The following is an 11,594-nucleotide window of genomic DNA, read 5'->3' as shown; positions in this document are numbered from 1 at the left end:
AAGCGTGGATCCAGAAGTCAGCCGAGTACCCTTCAGTCACGATCCACGCGGACAGCTTGATGATCCACTCCTGGATAGCCTGCTCTCCCTTTGCCTGCAGCATCAGCGCCCGGCCAGCCGAGCCATGCTCACCGCCGGCCTGCCGCTGCCCGGCCAGCGCCTGACCCCCGAGCTGCTGCCCCGTGCCGCAGCCCGTGCGGGCCTGCAGGGGAGGGTGCTGCAACGCAAGCTGGAGCAGATCCCGGCGATCGCCTTGCCGGCCCTGCTGCTGCTCAAGGAGGGGCGCTGTGCCCTGTTGCTGTCCTGGGAAGAAAACGGCGATGCGCGCCTGCTGCTCAGCGAAAGCGATGGCGGCGAGGTGCGGGTCAAGCGCGAACTGCTGGCCGATGACTACAGCGGCCAGTCGTTCTTCGCCCAGCCGCAGCACAAGTTCGACCTCAACCACGGCAGCCTCATCCCCCGGGTCAGCCACTGGTTCCGCGACACCCTCAAGCGCTCCCGCTGGCTCTATATAGATGCAGTGGCCGCCAGCCTGCTGATCAACTTGATCGGCCTCGGCGCGCCGTTGTTCGTGATGAACGTCTACGACCGCGTGGTGCCCAACCAGGCCGCCGCCACCCTCTGGGTGCTGGCCATCGGCATCTCCGGCGCCTACCTGTTCGACCTGCTGCTCAAGACCATGCGCGGGCTGTGCCTCGACCTTGCCGGCAAGAAGACCGACATGATCATCTCGGCCACGCTGTTCGAGCGCATTGTCGGCATGGCCATGAAGAACCGCCCGGCGCGGGTCGGCAGCTTTGCCCAGAACATCCACGAATTCCAGTCGCTGCGGGACTTCCTCGCCTCGCTGACCATGACCAGCGTGATCGACCTGCCGTTCACCCTGCTGATCCTCCTGGTGATCGGCATCCTCGGCGGCCACCTGGTGTGGATCCCCGTGGTCGCCTTCGTCCTCGCGATGACCATCGGCTGGCTGCTGCAGAAGCCCCTGGTGGAAACCATGGACCGCACCATGGCGCTGTCCGCCGAGCGCCAGTCCAGCCTGATCGAAACCCTGGCCGGCCTCGATGCGGTCAAGGTCAACAACGCCGAAAGCGAGCGCCAGTACCTCTGGGAGCAGACCATCGGCACCCTCGGCCGCCTCGAGCTGCGGGTGAAGATGCTCTCCAGCCTCTCGCTCAACCTCACGCTGCTCATCCAGCAGTTGGCCGGCGTGGTGATGATCGTCGCCGGCGTCTACCTGATCATCGCCGGTGAGCTCAGCATGGGCGGCCTGATCGCCTGCTACATGCTCAACGGCCGCGCCCTCGGCCCGATGACCCAGCTCTCGGGCCTGATCACTCGCTACCAGCAGGCGCGCCTGACCATGCACTCGGTTAACCACATGATGGAGCTGCCCCAGGAACGCCACGAGGACGAACGCCCGCTGACGCGCCAGACCCTGCAGGGCGCCGTCGAAATGCGCCAGCTGAACTTCACCTACCCGAACCAGCAGACCCCGGCGCTGAACAACATCAACCTGATCGTCCGCCCCGGCGAGAAGATCGGCATCGTCGGCCGCAGCGGCTCGGGCAAGAGCTCCCTGGCCAAGCTCATCGTCGGCCTCTACCAGGCCGACTCCGGCAGCCTGCTGATCGACGGCGTCGATGTGCGCCAGCTGGACGTCAGCGACCTGCGCCACAACATCGGCTACGTGCCCCAGGACATCCAGCTGCTGGCCGGCACCCTGCGCGACAACCTGGTGTCCGGTGCCCGCTACGTCGAGGACGAGCTGGTGCTGCAGGCTGCCGAGCTGTCCGGCGTCCACGAATTCGTCCGCCTGCACCCGCAAGGCTACGAGCTGCAAGTGGGCGAGCGCGGGCAGAACCTCTCCGGAGGCCAGCGGCAGAACGTCGCCCTGGCGCGCGCGCTGCTGCTCGACCCGCCCATCCTGCTGCTCGACGAGCCCACCAGCTCCATGGACAACACCGGCGAGGAACGCCTCAAGCAGCGCCTCAACGCGGTGATCACCAACAAGACCGTGCTGCTGGTCACCCACCGCGCCTCCATGCTCTCGCTGGTGGACCGCCTGCTGATCGTCGACAAAGGGCAGATCATCGCCGACGGTCCGAAGGACGCCGTGATGGAAGCGCTGAAAAAGGGGCAGATCAGTGTCGCGTAAGTCTCTGGGCCAATCGTTGCTGAGCTATTTCAAAGGCCGCGAAGACCTCTCCGGCCAGCCCCTGCCGGAAGTCAGCAAGGCACTGGTCGAGGACGCCCCCCGCGTGGTGCGCCTGACCATCTGGACGCTGATCGGCTTCACCCTGTTCCTCGGCTTCTGGGCGCATTTCGCCGAGATCGACGAAGTCACCCGTGGCGATGGCAAGGCGATCCCCTCGTCCAAGCTGCAGAAGATCTCCAACCTCGAAGGCGGCATCATCTCCGAGATGTTCGTCCACGAAGGCCAGGTGGTCGAAATCGGCGACCCGTTGTTGCGCCTGGATGCCACGCGCTTCCAGTCCAACGTCGGCGAAACCGATGCCGACCGCGTCGCCATGGCCCTGCGCGTCGAGCGCCTGAGCGCCGAGGTGGAGGGCCGCGAGCTGGCCATCAGCGAAGAGCTGCGCGCCAAGGCACCCGGCCAGGCGCAGAGCGAGGAAGCGCTGTTCGGCAGCCGCCAGCAGCAGTTGCACGACGAAGTCGCCGGCCTCGAAGAGCAACTGGTGCAGAAACAGCAGGAACTGCGCGAATTCGCCTCCAAGCAGGGCCAGTACCGCAACAGCCTGGAGCTGCTGCGCCAGGAGATCGCCATCTCCGAGCCCCTGGTGGCCGACGGCGCCATCTCCAAGGTGGAAGTGCTGCGCCTGCGCCGCGCCGAAGTGGAGAACCGTGGCCAGCTCGAGGCCACCAACCTGGCCATTCCCCGCGCCGAATCGGCGATCAAGGAAGTGGAACAGAAGATCGCCGAAACCCGCTCGCGCTTCCGCAGCGAGGCGCTCACCCAGCTCAACGAGGCGCGTACCGACCTGAACAAGGCCGAGGCCACCGGCAAGGCGCTGGAAGACCGGGTCAACCGCACCCTGGTCACCTCACCGGTGCGTGGCATCGTCAAGCAACTGCTGATCAACACCATCGGCGGCGTGATCCAGCCGGGCAGCGACCTGGTGGAAATCGTCCCGCTGGATGACACCCTGCTGGTGGAGGCGCGCATCCGTCCCCAGGACATCGCCTTCCTCCACCCCGGGCAGAAGGCCATGGTGAAGTTCACCGCCTACGACTACACCATCTACGGCGGCCTGCAGGCCGAGCTGGAGCAGATCGGCGCCGACACCATCACCGACGAAGAGGGCAACAGCTTCTACCTGATCAAGCTGCGTACCCGCAAAAGCCACCTGGGCACCGATGAGAAGCCGCTGCTGATCATCCCCGGCATGGTCGCCTCGGTGGACATCATGACCGGCAAGAAGAGCATCCTCAGCTACCTGCTCAAGCCCATCATCCGCGCCCGCGCCGAAGCCCTGCGCGAGCGTTGATTGCTTCACGCCGTGCCGCCCCCGGCACGGCGTTCATCGCTTCGTCACATCGCCTTCACGCACCAGTGGACAGCCCGCCGGCCATCTCGTAGCGTTCGCTCCATCGCCGCAACCGCGCAAGGAGCACCACCATGGACGCATTCATGCAGGCCGCCATCGACGAAGCCCGCCAGGGCCTGGCCGAAGGTGGCATTCCCATCGGCTCGGTCATCGTCCACAAGGGCCGCATCATCGGCCGTGGCCACAACCGCCGGGTGCAGGAAGGCAGTGCCATCCGCCACGGTGAAATGGACGCCTTCGAAAACGCCGGCCGCCAGCCCGCCAGCGTCTACCGCGAAGCGGTGCTCTACACCACGCTGTCGCCGTGCTCCATGTGCAGCGGCGCGATCCTCCTCTACGGCATCCCGCGCATCATCGTCGGCGAGAACCGCACCTTCCTCGGTGAGGAAGAACTGCTGCGCTCCCGCGGCGTCGAGGTCGAGGTGCTGCAGGACGCCACCTGCATCGCCCTGATGGAAGACTTCATCGAAGCCCGCCCGGAACTCTGGAACGAAGACATCGGCGAATAACGCCGCCCGGTACAGGGACGTACGCATGCCATCCACCTCCCTCCAGGCCCGCCGGTGCCGGCCATGAGCGCTCAGCTCCGCTCCCTCGGGGTGACGCTGCGCCTGCTCTGCTACCTGCTGTTCGGCGTGCTCGCCGCCCTGCCGCTGGCGCTGCTCTCCCTGCTGTTGCCCTGGAGCACTCATCTGTTCTCGGCGCTTCTGCTGCTGGGCGCCTGGGCGGGTACCGCGGGCCTGGTGCGTGCGTTGGTGGTCGAGCCGGCCCAGGCCTCGCTGTTGGGCAACCTGATCACCAGCGCGCTGCTGATGATCGGCATACGGGCCATGTTGTTCGGGCTGCTGGTTGACCAAGACCCGGAAACCCTGCGCCAGGGTGGCCTGGAGCAAGACTTCGACTTGCGCATGCTGGGCCTGCTGGCGATGGTCTACGGGCCGATACTGGTCGCCCTGCATTACCTGGCGCGCGTGGCCTGGACCTTCTACCGCGACGCCGATTGCCAGGGCCTGCGCCTGCTCGCCGGCCTGGCCCTGGTCATATTGCTGGTCCCGCAGCTGGTCAAGCTCGCCTGGCCCATGCTGCTTCCGGTGTTCATGCAGATCACCTAGTCCTCCCTTCTTTTCCCGCCGAAGGATCGACCATGAAACCCGCCTCGCTCGCCTTGACCCTCGCCACGCTGCTGCTCGCCACCCGCGCGGGCGCGGCCGACTACAGGCTCGACGACCTCTACGGCCCCTGGTGCCTCAAGGGCATGTCCCCGACCCAGGACGGCGAGCGCGAACCCGACAACTCCACCTACGACTTCACCCGCGCAGGCACCCTCGACTACAGCATGGGCGGCTTCACCCAAAGCGGCGCCTACCGCGTCGAAGGCGACACCATCAGCACCGAAGGCATGGGCAACTACAAAATCGTCTCCATCGGCAAGCAGGAGATGGTGCTGCACTACATGGGCTACTTCTTCTTCCAGCGCGGGGCGTGCGAGTAAGGGATGGATGAGATCTTTGGCGGGGTGTTGCGGGTGTTGGGATGGGTTCTTGAGAGCATCATCATCGATATCTTCTGTTGGCTGCTCTATTGGATCGGTTGGCCCTTCATGCGCCTGCTCAGCCTGGGCCGCTACCCGCACCGTGGGCCGAAGGACAACACGGAGTCCATCCTCACCGGCTGCCTGGGCCTGGTGATCGTCGTGCTCGTCATTCTCTGGGCGACGGGGCAACTGTAGGTCGGGTGCAACCCGACGACCCATGCACGGAGTCATGCCGCGTGTAGGGTGGATGACGCTCTTTTCATCCACCAATGGCGGCTCGTCCGGGCGATGAGGCTGGGCCTCGCTGCGCTCCATCCATTTCGCGAATGAATTCGCCCACGGTCGAGGAGGGAGCCTGGCCGGGAGCGCTGCGCGCTCCTTGGCGACTGAAGTCGCCCCTACATCGGGTGCAACCTGACGGCTCTGTGCCTGCATACACGCGGGTTTCACCCGCCCTACGATGCGGTGCCTGGGACGTTCTTTTCATCCACTAATCGGTGTTGCCGGGAGGCACGCAAGGTGGACCGGTGAGGCGTGGTCCACCCTACACATGTGCCCAATCCCGGGCCGCGGCGCCAACCGGTGCGTAGGGTGGATGACGCTCTTTTCATCCACCAATGGCGGCTCGTCCGGGCGATGAGGCTGGGTCTCGCTACGCTCCACCCATTTCGCGAATGAATTCGCTCCTACGGTCGGGGAGGGCGCCTGGCCGGGAGCGCTGCGCGCTCCTTGGCGACTGAAGTCGCCCCTACATCGGGTGCAACCTGGCGGCCCTGTGCCTGCATACACGCGGGTTTCACCCGCCCTACCATGCGGTGCCTGGGACGTTCTTTTCATCCACTAATCGGTGTTGCCGGGAGGCACGCAAGGTGGACCGGTGAGGCGTGGTCCACACATGTGCCCAATCCCGGGCCACGGCGCCAACCGGTGCGTAGGGTGGATGGCGCTCTTTTCATCCACCACTGGCGGTCCGTCCGGGCTGTGAGGGTGGGTCTCGCTGCGCTCCACCCATTTCGCGAATGAATTCGCTCCTACGGTCGGGGAGGGTGCCTGGCCGGGAGCGCTGCGCGCTCCTTGGCGACTGAAGGCGCCCCTACATCGGGTGCAACCCGACGGCCCTGTGCCTGCATACACGCGGGTTTCACCCGCCCTACGGTTCGCCCGACGAACGACCCCGTGCAAACCCGGCGTTCCTCCTGTCCAGATACCCTGCAATCCATTCGACCCCGGGAGGTCAGCATGCACCTGGAAGGCTCCTGCCATTGCCAAGCCGTGTCCTTCAGCCTGGACAGCACCCACCCCTATCCCTACCAGCGCTGCTACTGCTCCATCTGCCGCAAGACCCAGGGCGGCGGTGGCTATGCCATCAACCTCTCCGGGGATGCGCAGAGCCTGAAGGTCACCGGGCGCAAGCACATTAGCGTCTACCACGCGCGGCTCAAGGAGGAGGGCAACAAGCGCGCCCACGCCAGCACCGCCGAGCGGCATTTCTGCTCGCTGTGCGGCAGCGGGCTGTGGCTGTTCAGCCCGGAATGGCCGGAGCTGATCCACCCGTTCGCCTCGGCCATCGACACGCCCCTGCCGGTGCCGCCGGAGCACACCCACCTGATGCTCGGCTCGAAAGCCGAATGGGTGGAGGTGGAGGCCGGCACCAAGGACCAGCGTTTCGACCTCTACCCGCAGGAGTCCATCGCCCAGTGGCACCAGCGCCTGGGCCTGGAGGGCTGATCAGGCCGTGCGCGGCACCTCGTCCACCTGCGACAGCGGCGCCGCCACGCTTTCCAGCGGCTGGCGCTCTGCCGCCACGCCCCAGAAGGCCTGCACCAGGCCGGAGCCGACCATCAGCGCGGCGCCGATCAGGTAACCGATGAACACGTTGCTGCGCTCGGCGCTCTCGATCAACTGGCCGAACAGCAGCGGGCCGACGATGCCGCCGAGGCCGGTGCCGAAGGCGTAGAACACGGCGATGGCCAGGGCGCGGATCTCCAGCGGGAAGGTCTCCGCCACCGTCAGGTAGGCCGAGCTGGCGGCTGCCGAGGCGAAGAAGAAGATCACCATCCAGGCGATGGTCTGCTGGGTGGCGTCGAGCATCTCCTGCTGGAACAGGTAGCCGCTCAGGGTCAGCAGCACGCCGGAAATGATGTAGGTGCCGCTGATCATCACCCGTCGCCCCACATGGTCGAACAGCCGGCCGAGCAGCAGCGGCCCGCAGAAGTTGCCCAGGGCGAAGGGCAGGATGTACCAGCCCACGTTCTCGCTGGGCACGTCGTAGAAGTCGGTCAGCACCAGGGCATAGGTGAAGAAGATGGCGTTGTAGAAGAACGCCTGGCTGGTGAGCAGGCTCAGGCCGACGATGGCGCGACGCCGGTGCACGTTGAACAGGGTATGGAACACCTCGTTCAGCGGCGTGTGGTCGCGGCCGCGCAGGCGCATCTTCGGCAGGTGCTCGACGCTGGAGAGCTCATGGCCCTCGCGGCGGAAGCGCGCCTCGATGTCGTCGATGATCGCCAGGGCCTCCTTGGGCCGGTTGTGGATCATCAGCCAGCGCGGGCTTTCCGGCAGCCACAGGCGCATCAGCAGGATCACCAGGCCCAGCGCCGCACCGATGCCGAAGCACAGGCGCCAGCCCATGTCGCCACCGAGGATGTCCGGGTCCAGCAGGATCACCGAACCCATCGCGCCCAGGGCCGCGCCGACCCAGAAGGTGCCGTTGATGCCCAGGTCCACCCAGCCACGGAAGCGCGCCGGGGTGAACTCCTGGATGGTCGAGTTAATGGCCGAATACTCGCCGCCGATGCCGGCGCCGGTGAGGAAGCGGAACAGCATGAAGCTCCACATGTTCCAGGCGAAGGCGGTGGCGGCGGTGGCGCTGATGTACACGGCCAGGGTGAGGAAGAACATCTTGCGCCGGCCGATGCGGTCGGTGAGCCAGCCGAAGAACAGCGCCCCCAGCACCGCTCCGGCGATGTACATGCCGCCGGCCAGGCCCACTTCGGCGTTGGTCAGGTGCAGCACGGGGCTGTCCTTCAGCGCGCCGGCCACCGAGCCCGCCAGGGTCACCTCCAGCCCGTCCAGCAGCCAGGTGATGCCCAGTGCCATCACCAGCAGCGTATGGAAGCGGCCCCAGGGCAGGCGGTCCAGGCGCGCCGGCAGGTCGGTCTCGTAGCAGTGCGGGTCGTCGCCCGTGGTCGCGCGCTCCCGGGCGGCATCGGCGGACAGGGTGGTCGAGTTCATCACAGGCTCCCTTGATCTTGTTCTTGCAGGCCGTGGGCCTGGCCATTGATCAAGAGAGCGCGGTGTCTGGCGGGGAGTTCAGGTTGTTTGCCGACCGGCGCAGGGCGCGCCGGTGGCGGGGCGGGCGGTCACAGGCTGCTGAGGACCTTGGCTTTCGCGCTCTCGTACTCGGCGGCGGACAGCTTGCCCGCGTCGAACTGCTTCTTCGCCTCGGCCATGCCCTTGGCCAGCTTCTCGGCGCTGGCGGACGCGGTCGCCGGGTTCATCAGCTTGGCCATGCCGGCCAGGGCGCCGAAATCCCCCTTGCCCTGGAAGGAGAAGGAGTCGCCTTCATCCACGGTGCTTTCGACGGTGGTGCTGCTGGTGGTGCGCGGTGAGCCGACGGTCGTGTGGCTGACCGTGCCAGGCGTCGCACCGGAGAAGGCGGCGGAAAAGAGCGCGTCGAAGGCCGGGGTTCCTGGCATGGGGATATTGGGCATGGGGGCGCCCGCCGTTCCGGCGGTTCCGGCAACGCCGGTGGTACCCGGCATGCTGGCAAAGCCGAACCCCGAGCGCTCTTCCATGCCGCGGACGCGGTTCTTTTCGCGCCACTCCTGTTCCTGCCGCTGGCAGTACACGTACAGGGCGCGGGCGCTCACCGGCTCCAGGCCGTCGATGCGCACCAGGGTGCCGTTGTACAGGCGCAGGCTCAGCACGGCGCCGAACAGGCCCGGCAGCAGGTTCTCGTCGATGGCGGCGTCCTGCAGGTCCTGCCAGCGGATGTCGTGCATGCGGTAGCCGCCGAACACGCGGCGGATGAATACGATCAGGCGCATGTTGGTGGCGACCACGATCTCCCGCCGGTGCTTCAGCGCCTTCAGGCGCAACTGGTGCGAACTCTGGATGACGGTCTCGTCGGTGAGCAGCAGGGACTTGAGGGTGGTGAGGGCGGCCTCGATCCGGTCCATGGACATTTCCTGGGAAGTGGAGTGGCGGCAGATTGCCAGCTGGCGCCATGCCGGGCAAGCGCTCTGCGACGCACTTCACACGACCGTGTTGACAGCGCGTGTGCTGCGGGTTTTCAATGCGCGCCTTTCCGATCCACCCCTCCATCCAAGTGGTGAAGCCAATGCCCCGCGCCAGCCAACACGCCTGATACCGACGACGGTTCACCGAGCCCTGTTGCTGGCCGCCCCTGGGTGGCTTCCACTGATTCCCCGCTGAAGCGCGTCGTCGGTTTTCCCTTTTTCACAGGAGAAGACCATGACGGATCATTCCTGCGCCCCTGCGCAAAATATCGAGCTGTTCAAATACCCGCGGACCCCGCACCTCGAATCCTCACGCCTGCAGGTCGGTGACAGCGACGCCGACCAACTGGCCTACCACGAGCTCGCCGGCTGCCACTTGGTGGTGGAAGAGAAGCTCGATGGCGCCAATGCCGCCATCAGTTTTTCCGCCGGTGGCGAGCTGCTGCTGCAGTCCCGTGGGCACTACCTGATCGGTGGTGGCCGCGAGCGCCAGTTCAGCCAGTTCAAGCAGTGGGCCCGGGCCCACGAGCACCTGCTGCTGGAACGGCTGGAGGACCGCTACGTGCTGTTCGGCGAGGTGTGCAGCAAGCTGCATTCGGTGTTCTACGACCGCCTGCCGCACCTGTTCCTCGAGTTCGACATCTGGGACCGCCAGCAACGGGCCTTCCTTTCCACCCGGGCGCGGCACGCGCTGCTGGCCGGCAGCCCGGTGCTGTCCGTGCCGGTGCTCCACGAAGGCGTTCCGCCGCCCCGGCTGGCGGATCTGCTCAAGCTGGTGCGGCCGTCCCTGGCGCGCTCCGCCGGCTGGCGCGAGGCCTTCGAGCACACCGTGCGGCGCGAAGGGCTGGACCTGGTCCGTGCCTGGGCCAACGGCGACAGCTCCGAGCTGATGGAAGGGCTGTACCTGAAGATCGAAAGCCCCGAACACACCCTTGGCCGGGTCAAGTGGGTACGCCCGGACTTCGTCCAGGCCATCCTCGACTCCGGCATCCACCATTCACAGCAGCCGTTCATTCCCAACCTGTTGGCCCCGGGCGTCGATCTCTACGCCCCCGAGCCGGTGGTGACCTGGGCCGACCTGGCCGCTGCACAAGGACGACACGTATGAACATGGAACACTTGCGGGCCCTGGTGCCCGCACCCGGCGGTGCAGCGGACTTCGCCGCCTGCCTGGCGCTGATCCCGGCGCTGGGCGAGCTGGCCAGCACCCCGCAGGACCCGGTCTACCACGCCGAAGGCGATGTCTGGACCCACACGAAAATGGTGGTCGAGGCGCTGCTGGGGCAGGGCGCCTACGCCACGGCGGACGACGACGAGCGCTTCGTGCTGTTCATCGCCGCGCTGCTGCACGACATCGCCAAGCCGGCGACCACGGTGATCGACGAAGTCACCGGCAAGATCGGCCAGCCCGGCCATTCCCGGCGCGGCGCCATCGACGTGCGCATCCTGCTGTGGCGCGCCGGCGTGCCCTTCGCCTTGCGCGAGCGCATCTGCCGGATCATCGCCGTGCACCAGCTGCCGTTCTTCGCCCTGGCGGGGGACAAGAGCGGGCGTTCGGCGGAATTCATCCTGCACAAGCTGTCCTGGGAGCTGCCGGTGTGGATGCTCTGCGCCGTGGCGCGGGCCGATATGCAGGGCCGTCACTTCCACGGCAAGCAGGCGCTGCTCGACGACATCGAGCTGGTGGAGCAACTGGCCGAGGAGGAGGGCTGCCTGCGCGGGCCCAAGGCCTTCGTCGACGACTACACGCGGGTGCGCTACTTCCGTGGTGCGCGGGTGCTGCCGGACTATCCCCTGCACCGCGAGGTGGAGGGCTCCCAGGTGATCGTGCTGTCCGGGTTGCCGGCCAGCGGCAAGAACTCTTGGCAGGCGAAGCACCAGCCCGAGCTGCCGGTGATCTCCTTCGACGACGCGCGCGAGGCACTGGGCCTGCGCCATGGCCAGAACGAGGGGGCCGCTGCGCACTTCGCCATCGACCAGGCCAAGGCACTGTTGCGTTCGCGCCAGCCCTTCGTGTGGAACGCCACGCACCTGTCGGCGCAGATGCGCAAGAAGACCCTCGACCTGCTCTACGCCTACGACGCCCGCGTGCAACTGGTGTACCTGGAGGCCAGCGAAGCGGAGATCCGCCGGCGCAACACCCGGCGCGACAGCAGCCTGCGCAACCAGGACATCGCGCGGATGCTGTTCAAATGGGAAGTGCCGCTGCCCACCGAGGCCGAGGAGGTGGTTTACCCCGGCGCCTGA

11 protein-coding genes are annotated in these 11,594 nt (G+C 66.7%); 9 read left to right on the top strand and 2 right to left on the bottom strand.

Features of this window, described 5'->3' with window-relative positions; genetic code table 11:
- The first annotated feature begins 4 nt into the window (after nt 1–4).
- The 7 genes from RTW82_RS17860 to RTW82_RS17830 all read left to right on the top strand — a co-directional run bounded on the left by RTW82_RS17860 (nt 5) and on the right by RTW82_RS17830 (nt 6,834).
- The gene (locus RTW82_RS17860; protein WP_316925885.1) at nt 5–2,161 is read left to right on the top strand and encodes a type I secretion system permease/ATPase; all 2,157 of its coding nucleotides are present in this window, start codon (nt 5–7) and stop codon (nt 2,159–2,161) included.
- Nucleotides 2,151–3,512 (top strand): HlyD family type I secretion periplasmic adaptor subunit, encoded by a 1,362-nt coding sequence (locus RTW82_RS17855; RefSeq protein WP_037022326.1) that lies wholly within the window; start codon nt 2,151–2,153, stop codon nt 3,510–3,512. Before RTW82_RS17860 ends, RTW82_RS17855 begins: the two co-directional genes overlap by 11 nt.
- Before the next feature lie 131 nt (nt 3,513–3,643).
- A complete protein-coding gene (locus RTW82_RS17850; protein ID WP_021221981.1) occupies nt 3,644–4,081 on the top strand; it encodes a nucleoside deaminase in 438 nt (145 codons plus the stop codon).
- 63 nt (nt 4,082–4,144) lie between these two features.
- Nucleotides 4,145–4,684: a hypothetical protein gene (locus tag RTW82_RS17845; protein ID WP_316925884.1), complete on the top strand. Its 540-nt coding sequence runs from the start codon at nt 4,145–4,147 to the stop codon at nt 4,682–4,684.
- A 32-nt stretch (nt 4,685–4,716) separates the two neighbouring features.
- A complete protein-coding gene (locus RTW82_RS17840) occupies nt 4,717–5,064 on the top strand; it encodes a hypothetical protein (protein ID WP_316925883.1) in 348 nt (115 codons plus the stop codon).
- A 3-nt stretch (nt 5,065–5,067) separates the two neighbouring features.
- Nucleotides 5,068–5,301, top strand: a complete 234-nt coding sequence (locus RTW82_RS17835; RefSeq protein WP_316925882.1) for a hypothetical protein — start codon at nt 5,068–5,070, stop codon at nt 5,299–5,301.
- Nucleotides 5,302–6,345: 1,044 nt separating this feature from the next.
- Nucleotides 6,346–6,834, top strand: coding sequence for a GFA family protein (locus RTW82_RS17830; RefSeq protein ID WP_184491765.1), 489 nt, complete (start codon nt 6,346–6,348; stop codon nt 6,832–6,834).
- On the opposite strand, the gene RTW82_RS17825 is transcribed toward RTW82_RS17830, so the two are convergent.
- Together RTW82_RS17825 and RTW82_RS17820 are read right to left on the bottom strand one after the other, a co-directional pair.
- Complete coding sequence (locus tag RTW82_RS17825; RefSeq protein WP_316925881.1) at nt 6,835–8,340, bottom strand: MFS transporter; 1,506 nt, start codon at nt 8,338–8,340, stop codon at nt 6,835–6,837.
- Nucleotides 8,341–8,468: 128 nt separating this feature from the next.
- Nucleotides 8,469–9,287 (bottom strand): PH domain-containing protein, encoded by an 819-nt coding sequence (locus RTW82_RS17820; RefSeq protein WP_265168986.1) that lies wholly within the window; start codon nt 9,285–9,287, stop codon nt 8,469–8,471.
- Nucleotides 9,288–9,582: 295 nt separating this feature from the next.
- Between RTW82_RS17820 and RTW82_RS17815 the strand changes: the two genes are divergently transcribed.
- On the top strand, nt 9,583–10,455 hold the full coding sequence (locus tag RTW82_RS17815) for an RNA ligase family protein (protein WP_316925880.1): 873 nt from the start codon (nt 9,583–9,585) through the stop codon (nt 10,453–10,455).
- On the top strand, nt 10,452–11,594 hold the full coding sequence (locus tag RTW82_RS17810) for an AAA family ATPase (RefSeq protein ID WP_316925879.1): 1,143 nt from the start codon (nt 10,452–10,454) through the stop codon (nt 11,592–11,594). Before RTW82_RS17815 ends, RTW82_RS17810 begins: the two co-directional genes overlap by 4 nt.

Origin of the sequence: Pseudomonas sp. zfem005, assembly GCF_032621735.1 — a bacterium.
Classification (GTDB): Bacteria; Pseudomonadota; Gammaproteobacteria; order Pseudomonadales; family Pseudomonadaceae; genus Metapseudomonas; species Metapseudomonas solani.
Note: the sequence above shows the minus strand (reverse complement) of the source record. Positions and strands in the feature narration are given on the sequence as shown.